The following is a 16088-nucleotide window of genomic DNA, read 5'->3' as shown; positions in this document are numbered from 1 at the left end:
TGATTTTTTTCATGGGCCGGCAACCGCACCCCTCATCCATCCGGAGGCCGGATCTGTCGACCGGATACCGGATTTCATCGATTTTCCGGAATGGCTGTTTAAACAACAACGGCCTTCCGGCTGTCTAACATCTTGTTCAGCTACTGAAAAGCCGGGAGCTACTAAACGGAGGGCAGGAAAATAAAAATCCGAAACCTTCATATAAGTCCTTCAGTTTGAACAAAAACCGTAAGCAAGTCAGCATTTTAAACGACAAAACAATGAAAACGATCCGCAATTTATTCATACTTACACTGGCCCTTGTGTTAACATTCGACGTGTCGAGCTTTGCACAGCGCCGTAAATGGAGTCCGCAGGCTCGTGGTACAGTGATCGGAGCAGCTGCCGGTGGGGCAGCCGGTGCCATTATCAATAAACGGAACCGCGTGGTAGGCGGTGTTATCGGCGGTGTAGTAGGCGGTGCAGCCGGTTACGCCATCGGTAAACATCAGGATAATAAGAACAAAGCCCGCGCCCGCGCCGCCGCAGAGCGCGCTGCCGCTGAGCGGGCCGCCCTTGCCCGCGCTGAGGCAGCAAAAAAACCGTTGCCGGTAACCCCGGCTAACGCGGCGGTCAATGCAGCGGCTCAGGCACCGGTTTACAGTGCCGTAGCCAGCCCGGCTGCCTATGTCAATACGGCGGTTTATCTGCCCAACAACTCGGTCGGCGATCAGTCGGCACCTTACGCGTCGTCGGAATTCCGGCGGAAAAGCTGGTAATTCATCCGGCATCCGGCGAGGGGCCGGATGCCGCTTTTCATCATTCACAAAAAGCTCAACATCATGAAATCATTTCTTTGGCTTGTTTTCGCAACAGCCTTCTTAACCGCCTGTTCAAAATCGGGCGACTCCGTCAACATACAGGATCTGAATCAGCAGTTTATTTCGGCCTGGAACAACAAGGAGCCGGATAAAATCATTGGCTTTCTGGCCGAAGACGTTCAGTTTGTGCAGGGTAACGCTCACTATAAAGGAAAATCCGAAGTAGGCAGCAAATGGGTACGGGAGACCTTACCGACCCTTAATGACCTGAAAACAAACGTCATCAGTTCAACAGTTGACGAGAAAACGGCTTACGAAGCCGGTACTTTCTCGGTTGATGTCTTACCCGAAACCCCTGACCAGCCTCACGGCATTGGCGAAGGTAATTTTATCCTGCTCTGGAAAAAGGGAGATGATAACACCTGGAAGCTGAGTTATGCGCAGCTGGAAGACCTGCCGGTTCAGGTGAAACGATAAAAAAAAGCCGGTGCAATGCTCCGGCTCTTTTCACCTAACCTATGAGATGAGAAATTATAGTTTATAGTCTTTTCTGTAAGTTCTTTGCAAAAGTAATGCCAGCAAAGGCCATGTTTTAGCGCATAACTACGCAATTATAAATTCCGGTATTTTTCGGGTAGGCAGACTGCGTAAAACTACGCATTCCGCTCGGGAAAATTACGGCATTTATTCATATAATGGCCCATATGGCACTTTTATGCTACATATTTGAAAGAAGTTACGACTAAATTCCTTCAAACAGTGAAAGACATAAATGAGCCATTCCCGTTCGATCGTGCCGGCCGGCAATTCAAGATAAGCGAAGTGCGTCCCCGCATTGACCAATACCAGAAAGAGTTTCCGGACCGTGCCACCCGTATCAACGCCGAAGCCTTCAGTAAGGAGGTATTCGATCAGATTTTCAGCAATGAAAGCTGTAGGGGTATCCGTATCTATTACGGCCGTAATGAAGGTAAACCAAGTCTGATTCTGGTAGGCATCGATAAACACGGAAACGACATCCACCGTGTACCCGACGGATTAAAGGATATGCCGGGCGATGATGATTCCGGTACTTACGGCGATGGTATGCCATGCCCGACACATTGTTCAGGAGGTCAATAAACATGCGTTTATGTGGGATACAATTTTAGAGAGTGCCCAAAAATATCCCCTCGATTACATTGAAGATTTACTGGTATTACTGCCGGTCGTGATTGGCTTTTATCGTTGGCAACACGAAGAAAAGGCAATCCGGCTGGCAGTAATCTATTTTTTATTGTCTTTCCTGAAGATCAACCTGACGATCTGGTATGCGCTTAACGGCTGGCATAACCTCCACATCTACAATGGCTCTATCCTGATCGACATCCTGCTGCTGGGTGGTATTTATGATCAGGCGGCTTCATTCCCGACCCAGCGCTTCTGGATTCGCCTGCTGACAGGTCTTGCCTTTGCATCTGTCGCGGTCAGCTTCTGGATTGACCTGAAAGCCAATGAATTTTCCGCCTTCGGCCACGCCATTTTCCGGCTGATGATCATTGTGATTATCCTCATTACCTTCTCCTGGTGGATGACTCAGCTCAGGGTCCGCAATCTGCTGGTCTATCCCCTCTTCTGGCTCAGTGCCGGTCTGCTGCTCTACAGCACAGGCACGTTTTTTATTTACCTCTTCAGCCAGTACGCCTTCACCGAACACGAAGCCGAACGCTTCGACTTTTACTGGAAAACCAACCAGATTCTTTACATCCTGCTCTGCCTCTTCGCGACCGGCAGTTTCTGGGTCAGCAAATACAACCAGAATAACCTCGCGTAACCTAATCGCCCTACGGCGCTTACTTATCTGATTAATATCATATTTCGCCGCTGATACCCATCATGTACCCGCAGATGGGCAGGCGGTAGCTTTGTGTATCCAAAATGACAAAGCTATGGCTGCTATCTATGTACTTATCACCTTTAGTCTGATTGTAGCCGGGGGATTCCTGGGTGCTTTCGTCTGGTCGGTCCGGCGGGGGCAATTCGACGACGACTATACGCCTTCGGTCCGGATCCTGTTCGACGATAACGAAAATCCTTCTTCCGTCCTATAATTACTCAGTGCCATGATTCAAAAAGACTTGTTGAAAGAAACCGCCGGCGGGGGTGTTGCAACAGACCTGCCACCGGCACCCGGCCACCGGGATCCGGCGCACGCACGCCCGGTGGATCTGGAGCAATTTTCCTACGATAACACCATTGTCCGGAACTTCGCTGTTGCTACCCTGATCTTTGGCTTTATCGGTATGCTGGTAGGGGTCCTGGCCGCTTTCCAGCTGGCGTACCCAAGCCTGAACTTCGGTATTCCGTACACAACCTTCGGCCGGATCCGGCCGCTGCACACCAATGCCGTCATTTTTGCCTTCGTCGGTAACGGTATTTTTACCGGTGTGTATTATTCCATGCAACGCCTGCTGAAAGCGCGGATGTTCAGCGATACCCTCAGCAAGATTCACTTCTGGGGCTGGCAACTGATTATTCTGGCGGCTGCGCTGTCGCTGCCGCTGGGTCTGACAACCGGTAAGGAATATGCCGAACTGGAATGGCCAATTGACATTGCCATTACCCTGATCTGGGTGGTATTCGGTATCAACATGTTCGGTACCATCATCAAACGCCGGATTGAACACATCTACGTTGGGATCTGGTTCTACATTGCTACCCTTGTAACGGTTGCCGTGCTGCACATCGTTAACTCTGTTGAGCTGCCGATCAGCCTCACAAAAAGCTACTCCTGGTATGCCGGTGTACAGGATGCGCTGGTGCAGTGGTGGTATGGCCACAATGCGGTGGCCTTCTTCCTGACCACGCCGTATCTGGGCCTGATGTACTACTTCCTGCCCAAAGCAGCCGGCCGGCCGGTGTACTCATACCGCCTGTCTATCGTTCACTTCTGGTCGCTGATCTTCCTCTATATCTGGGCCGGCCCGCACCACTTACTGTATACGTCGCTGCCCGACTGGGCACAGTCGCTGGGGGTTGTGTTCTCGATCATGCTGATTGCGCCATCATGGGGTGGTATGGTAAACGGTCTGATGACCCTGCGTGGTGCCTGGGACAAAGTCCGCGATGATGTCGTACTGAAATTCATGGTAGTCGCGGTAACGGCTTACGGGATGGCCACGTTCGAAGGCCCGATGCTGTCGCTGAAAAACGTAAACGCCATCAGCCACTTTACCGACTGGACCGTCGCCCACGTACACGTAGGCGCTCTCGGCTGGAACGGCTTTCTGACCTTTGGTATGCTTTACTGGCTGTTCCCCCGCCTGTACGGGAAACCGCTGTTTTCGACTAAAATGGCCAATTTCCACTTCTGGGCCGGCACACTGGGTATCCTGTTCTATGCCGTTCCGATGTATTGGGCCGGTTTCATGCAGAGCTCGATGTGGAAAGCCTTTACGGATGAAGGCTTCCTGAAATACCCTAACTTCCTGGAGACCGTAACGGCTCTGAAACCACTGTATGCCCTCCGCGGCATTGGCGGGGTACTCTACCTGGGTGGCTTCGTGGTTGGTTGCTATAACCTGGCCAAAACAGCCCTTTCGGGTAAACTGATTCCTGAAGAGTCAACACAGGCAGCCCGTCTGTTCCACGCCACTCACGAAAAAGGGGAGTTCTGGCACCGTGCCCTCGAACGCCGTCCGATTCAGTTCATGGTGCTGTCGCTGGTGATTGTCCTGATCGGTGGTCTGGTCGAAATCATCCCGACGTTTATGGTAGAATCAAACGTACCGACGATTGCCAGCGTACAGCCGTACACGCCGCTTGAGTTACATGGTCGAGACCTGTACATCCGCGAAGGCTGTTATACCTGCCACTCGCAGATGGTCCGGCCGTTCCGCGATGAACTGGAACGCTACGGTGAATACTCAAAAGCCGGTGAGTTTGTGTATGATCACCCGTTCCAGTGGGGCTCTAAACGGACCGGTCCGGATTTGCACCGTGTGGGTGGTAAGTACCCTGATTCATGGCACTACAACCACATGGAAGACCCAACCAGTATGTCGCCGGGCTCGATCATGCCAACATACGGCTGGTTGCTCGACAACGATCTGGACATTTCGAACACAGGGGATAAAATCAAGGCCATGCGTACGCTGGGAGTCCCTTACTACGACGGCTACGAAAAATACGCCAACGATGACCTGAAAAAACAGGCAGACAAAATTGTAGCGAACCTGAAAGGGGCGGGCATTAAGGCCAATCCAAACAAAGAAATCATTGCCCTGATTGCTTACCTGCAACGGTTGGGTACTGATATCAAAGCAAACCCAGAGAATCCTGAGACGAAATAAACATTGACCCGATTATGAAATTCCGTCACTATCTAGAAACGATTACCGGCGTGAGTGTGTACCCGATGTTCTCGCTCCTGCTGTTCGTTGCCTTCTTCATGATCCTGTTGTGGATGGTTTTCCGGATGACGCGCCGGGAAGTAAACGGGATGAAAAACATTCCGTTCCAGGCCAACCTGCTGCCGTTGCTGCTCTTAACCGCAGAAGCCCCCGGCACCGAAGAGTTTGTGCAGTATATGTTGCTGGCGCTGTTGCTGATCGTAGCCTTGTTTGTCATCGGCCTGCTGGTGGCGATTGTCGCCCTGATGCGTAAAATCATCGGCGTAAACGAGCCTACGGCCGATACAGCCACTGCGTTTGCCGAACCGGAAGGCAATGGTCTGAGCCGCTGGTGGAAACGCTTCGGAGGTGTCAACTATGCCATCTCGGAAGAGCATAAGCTGATGATGCAGGATCACGAATATGACGGCATCATGGAGCTCGACAACCGGATGCCGCCATGGCTGCAGTTTCTGTTCTCGACCACCATCATATTTGCCCTGATTTACCTGGTTCATTACCACATTGCCCAAACCGGTGATCTGCAACTCGCCGAGCTGGACAAAACGATGCAGGTAGCCAGCGCCGAAAAAGAGGAATACCTGAAAAAGGTAGCCGCCAAAATAAACGAAAACACGGTAACCCCCGTGACCGACAAAGGGCAGCTGGCCGAAGCCAAAACCTTGTTCGAACAGAAATGTGCGGCCTGCCACGGCGCACAGGGCCAGGGTGGTGTTGGTCCCAACCTGACTGACGAGTACTGGCTGCATGGCGGAGGAATCCATAACGTCTTCAAAACCATCAAGTATGGTGTGCCGGACAAAGGAATGATCGCGTGGCAGAACCAAATGACGCCGCTGGATATTCAGAAGATTGCCAGCTATGTACTGACCATTAAAGGCACAAACCCGCCGAATGCGAAAGCTCCGCAAGGAGAAGCCTATAAAGAAGGAGCTGCCAAAGAGGTAGCGCTTAAATAATTCTGCGGCCGGCAGGCACACCCCACAGCCTCGTGTGTCTGCCGGTTTGCCAATCACACTGCCACCCGACGATGGCAGTAACGAGGATCTTCCATGATTGCCGAACCATCAACTAATAACCTGCCCGGAGGTACTCAGCCAGAGGATTCCTTCCGCGATCACATTTCGATCGTTGATGAGGCAGGCCACCGGATTTGGCTCCACCCAAAGAAACCAAAGGGAAAATGGTACCGCTACCGCTCCGTTTTTACTGCCGTACTGTTGGCGGTGCTGGTCGTGGTACCATTCCTGCGGATCAACGGCGAGCCGCTCGTTCTTTTTAACTTCTTCGAACGCCGGTTCATTGTCTTCGGCATTACCTTCTGGCCTCCCGACTTCTGGATGTTCGGTCTGGCGATGGTATCGTTCGTGGTTTTTGTGGCGCTATTCTCCAGTGTATATGGTCGTTTGTGGTGTGGCTGGGCCTGTCCGCAAACGTTATTCATGGAAATGGTCTTCCGCCGGATCGAATACATCATCGACGGTGACGGAGCGAAACAAAAAGCGCTGGCCGCCGCTCCCTGGACAGGTCAGAAACTGGCGAAGCGGGTGCTGAAATACACAGTTTTTCTGGCCATCTCGTTTTTTGTGGCCAACCTGATGCTGTCGTACCTGATCGGTACTGATGATCTATTGAAGGTCATTACCGATACGCCAGCCCATAACTGGAGCCTGTTTATCGCCATTCTGGTTTTCACAGCCCTGTTTTTCTTTTCGTTTACGTGGCTGCGCGAACAGGCCTGCACCATCGTATGTCCCTATGGACGCCTGCAAAGCGTGCTGACCGATAAGAAATCGCTGACTGTCGCTTATGATTACCGCCGGGGCGAACCACGAGGCAAGCTGCGCAAAAATACCGACCGGCAAATCGGCGACTGCATCGACTGCAAACAATGCGTCTTTGTCTGCCCGACCGGCATCGACATCCGGAACGGCACTCAGCTGGAATGTGTACAATGTACCGCCTGCATCGACGCCTGCGACTCGATCATGGAAACGGTGAACATGCCAACCGGCCTGATCCGGTACACCACCGAAGAGTCGATCCAGACCGGGAAGCCGCAGCGTTTCCCGATGCGGGCAATCGGCTACAGTGCAATTCTGGCCATTTTGTGGGGTGTCCTTGGCTTTGCCCTCGTCACCCGCACGGATACCCGCACGAATATCCTGCGGGCACCCGGTTCTCCCTATCAGGAACTGCCCAACGGTACGGTTCAGAACTTGTATACCTACAAAATTTTCAACCGTACCAATGAGGTGCTCCAGCCCGAAATCCGGCTGGAAGGGGTGAACGGTAAACTCCAGTTTATCGGTAATCCACCGGCTGCGGTTCCGAAAGGCCAGTCATGCGAAGGCTCGGTTTTCATTATCCTGCCGGCCAGCGCCCTGCATAAACGGAAAACAGAACTTACGTTAACCGTTTCCACTGCCGGTACCAAACCGGAAACGGTGACAACAACATTTATAGCACCGGAGCAGTAGAAATGAATAATGGAAAATGAACAATGAATAATGTACGGCTCCTTATGCCACCAATCAGCATTTTTCATCGTCAGAATACCATTACCCATTACACATTATGCATTATATATTCTTCATATAGCTGATAACATCATGAAACTGCATTGGGGTTGGGGAATCGGATTGTTGTATGGCGGATTCGTGGCCATGATCGGCGTATTGGTTAGCCTGAGTATAAACCAAAAAATTGATCTGGTAACCGAAAAGTACTACGACGAGGAAATTCAGTACCAACAGAAAATAGACCGCATAAACCGCACACGGGCCCTGAAAACACCCGCACAGTGGCATCTGATCAACAGGAAGCTGCTCGTCGATTTTCCCGGCGGATTAGGCAAACCCACCGGTACTATTCATTTTTACTGCCCTGCCAACAGCAAAAACGACCGGACCATAACCATCACAGACCACCATCAGATTGTTGACCTGGAAAACGTGCCCAAAGGACATTACAAACTCCAGATCAGCTGGAAAGCCGGTGAGCAGGAATACTGGAATGAGGGCGTCGTAAACAGGCACTAACAACCAACCGCTATGATTTACCTTGGTTTCACCCTTGGTTTACTGAACAGCCTCCACTGTCTGGGTATGTGTGGGCCCCTCGTTTGGGCCCTCACCGCTCAGGGAGGGCGGTTCGGTTCCCGGACGTGGCCATCAGTAACCGCCTATCACATTGGCCGCATCGGTGTTTACAGCCTGTTAGGAGTGGCTGCCGGAAGCCTCGGCCATCTGGTCAGCTGGGCGGGCTGGCAAAGCTACCTGGCCATTTTTGCCGGTATGCTGATGCTGCTGGGTGCTGTCGGGCGGTTGCCGCATATCGCGTCGTCACGAATGAGCAGCTGGCTGCATAAAGGACACCGTCTTTTTGCGGGTAAGCAGCATCCGCTGGCCCGTCTGGCCGTCGGAGCGCTTAACGGGCTGCTGCCCTGTGGCCTGGTATATGGTGCCCTGGCCGGTGCGAGTGCCACCGGAACGGCTCAGGACGGGGCCCTGTTTATGGCGTTATTCGGTGCCGGAACATTACCGGCCCTGCTGCTGATGCAGGTCATCCGTCCGCAGATTGAGCGGTTGTTTTCGGCCCGTATCCGGCAGTGGGCCCCAATCGGCCTGTTGCTGGTATCCATGATTCTGCTGACCCGCGGGTTTCAGCATGTTTCGTTCAGCCATCCGTTCGGAGCTGCGGATGATATTCCGGTATGCCACGGCAAATAAATGCCCGCACGATGTCGCGCGGGCCGGGTAACGCTGTTATTTATACGAATCAGGAACATGTCTCTACTTCTGACACCCTGGGCAGCTTGCTCAGGACCGGTGCCGGCCTGTTCATTTCCCGAAGTTTGGCGTATTTAACCACCGGGTACATCGCCGAAAAAAGCGACCACACAAACCCGGGATAGCCGTTCAGCACGTTCCGTTTTACAATATATTCCCGTACAAACGAAAACGGCATCCGGAACGCTATTTTGGCGACGGAGACTTGTTTTCCACGCGCTGCCAGATCCTGAGCACCAGCCGTTGTATAGCGGTTAAACTTCTCAAAATAGTCATGAATCGACGCGTAGCTATAATGCAGGCAATGGTGTTTCAGAGTAGCGACCTGTCCGTTCAGCAACACATCTTCGTGTACCCGGCTAACATTGTAGGTGCCCTGCCGCCGGTTAAACAAGCGCAGATGGCGCATTTTGTATTCACCGCCATACCGCATCAGCTGGTTCAGAAAGACAAGCGAAATCGGAACCCGGTAACCGGCAATGCCCGGTTCGTTGCCGACCCGCGCCAGAATCTCGTCACGCAATTCCGGGGTTACTACTTCATCACAGTCCACGACAAAAACCCAGTCGTTGTGTGCCTGCCGTACGGCAAATCCTTTTTGGGTACCGAAGCCATCAAAATCGCGGTGCATTACCCGGCAGCCAAATGATTCGGCGATGGCAATTGTCCGATCTGTACTGCCTGAATCAACGACCACAATTTCATCACACCATGAAAGTGCCGCCAACACCTCTTTCAGTACCCGCTCAGAGTTGTAGGTAATCATAACTGCACTGATCGCAGTCGTTTTATGCATAAACATACGTTACGGATCTTTTAAACTTGCCTGATAAGATTAGATCCAACAAATATAAGTAGCCATACGGATACAATCAATTGTTACCAGAACAGACATTTGGCTCACAATATCCTGATTATCAAAGATAATTCATCAAATTAGAATATTTCTAAGAAATAATTAATGCTCTTTTAAGCAAGTAGCTGAAAGCGTTGAGGTTATCAATTTTCATCATTTACTGGTTAATATGATTCCCGCATTTTGCCTTGTGAATGCACCGGAATGGGTTAACTTTGTTAGCGATTTGAATGCTTCTTACCGCTACCCGGTTCGGGTAGCCCGTCACAATAATTAACAGATACATGATACAGAACGCTGTGGTTGAGCCAATCCTCGAAGAGGACAAAAGCCGGTTTGTGCTTTTTCCGATTAAGCACGATGACATCTGGCAGATGTACAAAAAGCACGAGGCTTCTTTCTGGACCGCTGAAGAAATCGACCTGTCGCAGGATTTGAAAGACTGGGAAACGATGACTGATGGCGAGCGGCATTTTATCTCCCACGTCTTAGCTTTCTTCGCCGCCTCTGATGGGATTGTTAACGAAAACCTTGCCGTTAACTTTTTGTCGGAAGTACAGTATGCCGAAGCCAAATGCTTCTATGGTTTCCAGGTAATGATGGAAAACATCCACTCAGAAACCTATTCGTTACTGATTGACACCTACATCAAGGATCCGGTAGAAAAAGACCGGATGCTGAACGCGATCGACACGATCCCCTGCGTGCAGAGAAAAGCCGAATGGGCCCTGCGCTGGATCGACAACGGGTCTTTTGTTGAGCGCCTGATTGCGTTCGCGGCCGTTGAAGGGATTTTCTTCTCGGGTTCCTTCTGCTCGATTTTCTGGCTGAAAAAGCGGGGACTGATGCCGGGTCTGGCGTTCTCAAACGAGCTGATCTCACGCGACGAAGGGCTGCACCGTGATTTCGCGTGTATGCTTTACACCGATCACATCCGCAATAAATTGCCGGAATCATCGATCTATGATCTGATTAAGGATGCCGTTGCGATTGAGCAGGAGTTTGTAAGCGATGCCCTGCCGGTATCGCTCATCGGGATGAATGCCGACCTGATGAAACAGTATATCGAGTTCGTAGCGGATCACCTGCTGGTGTCATTGGGCCTGAAAAAGCTCTATAACGTAACCAACCCGTTTGATTTCATGGATATGATTTCGCTGCAAGGCAAAACCAACTTCTTTGAGAAGCGTGTGGGCGAATATCAGAAAGCCGGTGTAATGGCCGGAGCCAAAGAACGGGACGCAGCTAAATTTTCGGTTGACGAGGATTTTTAAGCAACAAGCCTTCTTTTTTCCTGAGCCGGAGCCTGATCGCTCCGGCTTTTTTGTGCCCTGCCAAAACGCGGACCACACACGTTTTCAGGATTAATCCTAACTTGATGCTTATTTTTCACCGGCTACCCTTCATCCTTTCCTATGTCTGAGTTTAAACCCTTTATTCCGGCCGACCAGTCTCCGGCAGAATTTACCCTGAAAGCCATTCTGACCGGAGCCCTCTTCGGCGTTCTGTTTGGAGCCGCTACCGTATACCTGTCGCTGAAAGCCGGCCTTTCCGTGTCGGCTTCCATCCCGATTGCCGTACTGGCCATTTCGCTGGGCCGCCGCTATCTGGGCACGACCATTCTCGAAAACAACATCATCCAGACCACAGGCTCGGCCGGCGAAAGTATTGCCTCGGGTGTGGTATTCACCTTACCGGGCTTTTTGTTTCTGAGTCAGACCGAGGCGGGGCAAAGCATCGGTGCTGATTTTTTCAACTACTGGACGATCCTGACACTCGCTATTCTGGGCGGTTTGCTGGGCACGCTGATGATGATTCCGCTCCGCAAATCGCTGATCGTCGACGAACACGGCAAGCTGCCCTACCCCGAAGGTACCGCCTGCGGCTCGGTACTGATTGCAGGTGAGCGCGGCGGTGATTTTGCCAAAACGGCCTATCAGGGTTTGGGAGTGGCGCTGCTCTATGCTTTTCTGCAAAAGGTGTTGCACGTCATTGCTGAAGTACCGGTCTGGGCCACCAAACAAGCCAACCGCTATTTTCCGTCGGCCCAGGTTTCGGGCGAGATTACACCGGAGTACCTGGGTGTGGGCTACATCATCGGTTTCCGCATCTCTGCCGTTCTGGTAGGTGGCGGCATTCTGGCATGGCTGGGCCTCATTCCGCTGCTGGCCACGCTGGTGCCGGGCGATATTATTGCCGCCCAACTCGTGAAGCTCGGCTACCTGACCAACCTGACCACGGCCGGTGGCCCCGGCAACTGGAATCCCGAAACACATGCGTTCGGCGATACGGCCGCTGCTATTTACCGCGCCTACATCCGGCAGATCGGAGCCGGAGCCGTGACAGCGGGCGGTTTTATGACCCTCCTGAAAACTATTCCGACCATTGTGGCCTCGTTTAAGCAAAGTCTGGGCGGCAACCGCTCGCTGGGCGCAGACGCCTCTTCGGCCAAACGGACAGAGCAGGATTTGTCGTTTAAAGTTGTGGCGGCCGGTAGCCTGGCGCTGGTGTTACTGATGGTCGTTATGCCCCAGATTCCGGGCGATACCATCCTGACCAAACTCCTGCTGGGCATTCTGGTAATCGTGTTCGGTTTCTTTTTCGTTACCGTTGCCAGCCGGATTGTAGGCCTGATTGGTTCGTCGTCGTCGCCGGTGTCGGGGATGACCATTGCGACGATCATGGGCACGGCGCTGATTTTCATCGCCTTCGGCCTGACCGGCAAAGCATTCGAACCGGCCGTACTCGTTGTGGGCGGGATGATCTGCATTGCTGCGGCGACGTCGGGAGCCACCTCGCAGGACCTGAAAACCGGTTATCTGGTCGGTGCTACCCCAAAATACCAGCAGATGGCCTTGTTTATCGGGGTCATTGTTTCGTCGCTGGTGATCGGTGCGACCGTAAAGATTCTGGATACGCCAACCCCTGACTTAGTGGCCCAGGGCATTACCCATGCCATCGGCAGCGATAAATTTCCGGCACCGCAGGGTACCCTGATGGCTACGCTGATTAAAGGGTTACTGTCGTTTAACCTCGACTGGCAGTTTGTGCTGGTTGGCGCCTTCTTTGCCTTTGTATTTGAGCTGTGTGGCGTTAGTGCGCTGGCTTTTGCCGTAGGGCTCTACCTGCCGCTATCGACAACCCTGCCGATTTTTGCCGGTGGGCTGGTCAAAGCTATTGTGGAACGCAAAGACAAAAACAACCCGCAGGCCGAAGAAGATGCTGACCTGAGCCGTGGTAATCTGTTTTCGACGGGGCTGGTAGCCGGTGGCGCGCTGGCCGGTGTGGCTGTGGCCCTGCTCTCGGTCAATGACACTGTGTTTAACGCCCTGGCCAGCATCTCGCTGGAACACGGACTTACCGGCATGCTGGGCGAACAAGGCTATATGCTGCTGGGAGCGCTATCGTTTGCCGGGCTTGCCGCCATGGTCTGGCGCATCGCAACGAAGTAGGGTTTTGTAAAGTGGAGGTACCTTCCCGGAAGTTTTGTGCTTCCGGGAAGGTACCTCCACTTACTATCCAAACAACTCCGACGACAGGTAGCGGTCGCCGCGGTCGCAGATAATGCAGACAATCACGCCGGATTCCAGCTCGCTGGCCAGGCGCAGCGCGGCCCATGTCGCACCACCGCTACTCATACCGGCAAACACCCCTTCAACTTTCGCCAGTAACCGGGTCGTCCGGGTAGCCTCTTCCTGCGACACCTCAATGACACGGTCAACACGCTGCGGATCAAAGATTTTCGGCAAGTATTCCTGCGGCCATTTCCGGATACCCGGAATCGACGAACCATCAGTCGGCTGGCAGCCCACAATCTGAATATCCGGATTTTGCTCTTTCAGGAAACGCGACGTCCCCATGATTGTACCGGTTGTTCCCATTGATGAGACAAAGTGCGTCACCTGACCGGCCGTATCCCGCCAGATTTCAGGGCCTGTTGTCCGGTAGTGTGCCAGGTAGTTGTCAGGGTTGGCAAACTGATTCAGCATCAGAAATCCGCCTTTTTGCACCTGCTCTTCCGCATAGTCGCGCGCACTTTCAATCGTTTCGGTGAGGGTTACGGTTGCCCCGAAGGCTTCCATCGTTAAAACACGTTCACGGGTTGAGTTTTTAGGCATGGCCAGCTCAATATCCACCCCGAACAAACGCGCAATCATGGCCAGTGCAATGCCGGTATTGCCACTCGTTGCCTCAATCAGTTTCATGCCTGGCTTCAGATCACCACGATCCAGTGCGCCACGGATCATGCTATAAGCGGCACGGTCTTTCACACTACCGCCGGGATTATTTCCTTCCAGTTTTGCCAGTATTTTGACATTGGGACTGATACCCGCATCTGCGGCCATGCGGTTGAGTTCGACGAGGGGCGTATTACCTACAAGGTCTAAGAGTGTAGCCATAATCAAAAAAGGAGTTTGATAACTTGAACAGCCGGTCCGGTTTCAGAAGTTCAAAATTCATGAAACTTCCGCAAACGAACACCCACCGTCAGTTGTCAAACTCCTTTTTTATGGTTACCCACCCTGCAGAAGATGGTTATTTCTTCAGCTTTGCCAGCTCCTCCTCCCGTAGCGGCCGGCGCAGGATTTTACCCACGTTCGACTTTGGCAATTCGGTCCGGAACTCAATCTGTTTCGGCACTTTATAGGCCGTCAGATTTTCGCGGCAATAGGCTTTGATCTGGTCTTCGTTCAGGCTGTCGTCTTTTTTCACGACGAACACCTTCACCACCTCATTTGACCGGGCATCCGGCACTCCGATACAGGCAACTTCCAGCACACCCGGGCACTTAGCGACCACATCTTCGATCTCGTTCGGGTACACGTTGAAGCCGGACACCAGAATCATGTCCTTTTTACGATCCACGATCCGGAAATAGCCATCGGCATCTACCACGCCGATATCACCGGTTTTAAACCAGTCGCCTTCCATGACCTTTGCCGTTTCATCAGGGCGGTTATAGTAGCCTTTAAATACCTGCGGACCACGGGCCCAGATCTCGCCGGGTTCGCCCAGGGCTGCTTCGGTGCCGTCGTCCTTTACCAGCTTTAGTTGCGTACTTGGCCACGGGATACCGATTGTCCCGATCCGCGCATTCCCATCAACCGGGTTTGATGACAGGACCGGCGACGTTTCCGAGAGTCCGTAACCCTCTGCCGGTTTACAGCCGGTCAGGGCTTCCCAACGTTCAGCCACCGCCGTTTGCAGGGCCATTCCACCCGCCGACGTGATTTTCAGGTGGCTGAAATCAACCTCCTTGATCCGCGGATGATTCAGCAGCCCGTTATAGAGGGTATTCACCCCGGTCATGGTCGTAATTTCGTATTTCTTCAGATCATCAATGAACGCATTCAGGTCGCGCGGGTTGGTAATCAGCAGGTTCATCGCCCCCGACTTCAACGCCGCTAAGGCATTCACCGTCAACGCATAGACGTGATACAGCGGCAAGGCTGCTACCAGTACCTCACACGTGCCTGCCACCGTAGCCGGTTTCATCCAGGCATCCTGCGCTTCGACGTTGGCAATAATATTCCGGTGGGTCAGCATCGCGCCTTTCGACACCCCGGTCGTACCACCCGTGTACTGGATAAACGCCAGATCCTGGCCATTTACCGCTACCGGTTTCATGGGCCGGCTGCTGCCTTTGGCGAGCGCGTCGTTGAACGAAACAGCCCCCGGCAGGTTAAAAGCGGGCACCATCTTTTTCACGTATTTCACCACCGCATTGACAATCAGCTTTTTCGGGAAGCCGAGCCGGTCACCGATCTCGGTAATAATTACGTGTTTAATATCCGTCTGAGCCAGAATTTTCTCCAGGTTGCTGCCGAAGTTGGCCAGGATCACAATAGCCGTTGCGCCCGAGTCTTTGAACTGATGCTGCATCTCGCGGGGCGTATAGAGCGGGTTTGTGTTTACCACAACCAGCCCCGCCCGCAAAGCACCAAACATGGCAATCGGATACTGCAGCAGGTTCGGCATCTGAATAGCCAGGCGATCACCTTTTTTCAGGCCAAGGTCGTTTTGCAGAAACGAAGCAAAATTTTTCGATAAGGTATCTAATTCCCCGAACGTAATTTTTTTGCCCATGCAAGCATATGCAGGCTGATCGCGGAAACGCTGGCATCCGTCTTCGATCAGGCCAATCAGCGATGGATAGGCATCGGGATTGATTTCATAAGGAACCCCCTCAGGGTAAAAGCGTAGCCAAGGGTAGTTTTTTGCCGAAGTTTGTGACTCCATGTCTGTGGGC

Annotated in this window: 15 protein-coding genes; 12 read left to right on the top strand and 3 right to left on the bottom strand. The window is 52.6% G+C overall.

Features of this window, described 5'->3' with window-relative positions:
- The first annotated feature begins 260 nt into the window (after positions 1-260).
- The 10 genes from BLX24_RS04530 (at position 261) to BLX24_RS04485 (ending at position 8922) form a co-directional block, all read left to right on the top strand.
- Positions 261-758 (top strand): YMGG-like glycine zipper-containing protein, encoded by a 498-nt coding sequence (locus BLX24_RS04530; protein ID WP_071502303.1) that lies wholly within the window; start codon positions 261-263, stop codon positions 756-758.
- A 63-nt stretch (positions 759-821) separates the two neighbouring features.
- Positions 822-1277: a YybH family protein gene (locus BLX24_RS04525; RefSeq protein WP_071502302.1), complete on the top strand. Its 456-nt coding sequence runs from the start codon at positions 822-824 to the stop codon at positions 1275-1277.
- A gap of 282 nt (positions 1278-1559) precedes the next feature.
- Positions 1560-1922, top strand: a complete 363-nt coding sequence (locus tag BLX24_RS04520) for a hypothetical protein (RefSeq protein ID WP_071501909.1) — start codon at positions 1560-1562, stop codon at positions 1920-1922.
- A gap of 10 nt (positions 1923-1932) precedes the next feature.
- Positions 1933-2613, top strand: a complete 681-nt coding sequence (locus BLX24_RS04515) for a hypothetical protein (protein WP_071501908.1) — start codon at positions 1933-1935, stop codon at positions 2611-2613.
- Between the two features lie 115 nt (positions 2614-2728).
- The gene (gene ccoS, locus BLX24_RS04510; RefSeq protein ID WP_071501907.1) at positions 2729-2890 is read left to right on the top strand and encodes a cbb3-type cytochrome oxidase assembly protein CcoS; all 162 of its coding nucleotides are present in this window, start codon (positions 2729-2731) and stop codon (positions 2888-2890) included.
- A gap of 12 nt (positions 2891-2902) precedes the next feature.
- Positions 2903-5131: a cytochrome-c oxidase, cbb3-type subunit I gene (gene ccoN, locus BLX24_RS04505; protein ID WP_083421801.1), complete on the top strand. Its 2229-nt coding sequence runs from the start codon at positions 2903-2905 to the stop codon at positions 5129-5131.
- Between the two features lie 14 nt (positions 5132-5145).
- Complete coding sequence (locus BLX24_RS04500; protein WP_071501906.1) at positions 5146-6150, top strand: cbb3-type cytochrome c oxidase N-terminal domain-containing protein; 1005 nt, start codon at positions 5146-5148, stop codon at positions 6148-6150.
- Positions 6151-6243: 93 nt separating this feature from the next.
- Positions 6244-7671, top strand: coding sequence for a cytochrome c oxidase accessory protein CcoG (gene ccoG, locus BLX24_RS04495; protein WP_071501905.1), 1428 nt, complete (start codon positions 6244-6246; stop codon positions 7669-7671).
- A gap of 132 nt (positions 7672-7803) precedes the next feature.
- A complete protein-coding gene (locus BLX24_RS04490; RefSeq protein ID WP_071501904.1) occupies positions 7804-8232 on the top strand; it encodes a FixH family protein in 429 nt (142 codons plus the stop codon).
- A 12-nt stretch (positions 8233-8244) separates the two neighbouring features.
- On the top strand, positions 8245-8922 hold the full coding sequence (locus tag BLX24_RS04485) for a sulfite exporter TauE/SafE family protein (protein ID WP_071501903.1): 678 nt from the start codon (positions 8245-8247) through the stop codon (positions 8920-8922).
- Between the two features lie 49 nt (positions 8923-8971).
- On the opposite strand, the gene BLX24_RS04480 is transcribed toward BLX24_RS04485, so the two are convergent.
- Positions 8972-9778, bottom strand: a complete 807-nt coding sequence (locus BLX24_RS04480) for a glycosyltransferase family 2 protein (protein ID WP_071502300.1) — start codon at positions 9776-9778, stop codon at positions 8972-8974.
- 344 nt (positions 9779-10122) lie between these two features.
- Here BLX24_RS04480 and BLX24_RS04475 point away from each other — a divergent pair, with 344 nt between their 5' ends.
- Both BLX24_RS04475 and BLX24_RS04470 read left to right on the top strand, forming a co-directional pair.
- The gene (locus BLX24_RS04475; RefSeq protein WP_071501902.1) at positions 10123-11112 is read left to right on the top strand and encodes a ribonucleoside-diphosphate reductase small subunit; all 990 of its coding nucleotides are present in this window, start codon (positions 10123-10125) and stop codon (positions 11110-11112) included.
- A 141-nt stretch (positions 11113-11253) separates the two neighbouring features.
- Entirely contained in the window at positions 11254-13290 is a 2037-nt protein-coding gene (locus tag BLX24_RS04470) for an OPT family oligopeptide transporter (RefSeq protein ID WP_071501901.1), read from the top strand.
- 63 nt (positions 13291-13353) lie between these two features.
- Here BLX24_RS04470 and cysM read toward each other — a convergent pair whose 3' ends face one another.
- Together cysM and BLX24_RS04460 are read right to left on the bottom strand one after the other, a co-directional pair.
- Positions 13354-14238, bottom strand: coding sequence for a cysteine synthase CysM (gene cysM, locus BLX24_RS04465; protein WP_071501900.1), 885 nt, complete (start codon positions 14236-14238; stop codon positions 13354-13356).
- A 136-nt stretch (positions 14239-14374) separates the two neighbouring features.
- Positions 14375-16078, bottom strand: coding sequence for an AMP-binding protein (locus tag BLX24_RS04460; protein ID WP_071501899.1), 1704 nt, complete (start codon positions 16076-16078; stop codon positions 14375-14377).
- Positions 16079-16088: the final 10 nt, after the last annotated feature.

Origin of the sequence: Arsenicibacter rosenii (genome assembly GCF_001870735.1) — a bacterium.
Taxonomy (GTDB): domain Bacteria; phylum Bacteroidota; class Bacteroidia; order Cytophagales; family Spirosomataceae; genus Arsenicibacter; species Arsenicibacter rosenii.
The sequence above is the reverse complement of the archived record's forward strand: the minus strand, read 5'-3'. Positions and strand labels throughout refer to the sequence as shown.

What these genes read in the sequence shown, in the direction of transcription:
- BLX24_RS04530 (WP_071502303.1), top strand. Translation starts at nt 261, where the DNA reads ATGAAAACGATCCGCAATTTATTCATACTTACACTGGCCCTTGTGTTA.
- BLX24_RS04525 (WP_071502302.1), top strand. Translation starts at nt 822, where the DNA reads ATGAAATCATTTCTTTGGCTTGTTTTCGCAACAGCCTTCTTAACCGCC.
- BLX24_RS04515 (WP_071501908.1), top strand. Translation starts at nt 1,933, where the DNA reads ATGTGGGATACAATTTTAGAGAGTGCCCAAAAATATCCCCTCGATTAC.
- ccoS (WP_071501907.1), top strand. Translation starts at nt 2,729, where the DNA reads ATGGCTGCTATCTATGTACTTATCACCTTTAGTCTGATTGTAGCCGGG.
- ccoN (WP_083421801.1), top strand. Translation starts at nt 2,903, where the DNA reads ATGATTCAAAAAGACTTGTTGAAAGAAACCGCCGGCGGGGGTGTTGCA.
- BLX24_RS04500 (WP_071501906.1), top strand. Translation starts at nt 5,146, where the DNA reads ATGAAATTCCGTCACTATCTAGAAACGATTACCGGCGTGAGTGTGTAC.
- ccoG (WP_071501905.1), top strand. Translation starts at nt 6,244, where the DNA reads ATGATTGCCGAACCATCAACTAATAACCTGCCCGGAGGTACTCAGCCA.
- BLX24_RS04490 (WP_071501904.1), top strand. Translation starts at nt 7,804, where the DNA reads ATGAAACTGCATTGGGGTTGGGGAATCGGATTGTTGTATGGCGGATTC.
- BLX24_RS04485 (WP_071501903.1), top strand. Translation starts at nt 8,245, where the DNA reads ATGATTTACCTTGGTTTCACCCTTGGTTTACTGAACAGCCTCCACTGT.
- BLX24_RS04480 (WP_071502300.1), bottom strand. Translation starts at nt 9,778, where the DNA reads ATGCATAAAACGACTGCGATCAGTGCAGTTATGATTACCTACAACTCT.
- BLX24_RS04475 (WP_071501902.1), top strand. Translation starts at nt 10,123, where the DNA reads ATGATACAGAACGCTGTGGTTGAGCCAATCCTCGAAGAGGACAAAAGC.
- BLX24_RS04470 (WP_071501901.1), top strand. Translation starts at nt 11,254, where the DNA reads ATGTCTGAGTTTAAACCCTTTATTCCGGCCGACCAGTCTCCGGCAGAA.
- cysM (WP_071501900.1), bottom strand. Translation starts at nt 14,238, where the DNA reads ATGGCTACACTCTTAGACCTTGTAGGTAATACGCCCCTCGTCGAACTC.
- BLX24_RS04460 (WP_071501899.1), bottom strand. Translation starts at nt 16,078, where the DNA reads ATGGAGTCACAAACTTCGGCAAAAAACTACCCTTGGCTACGCTTTTAC.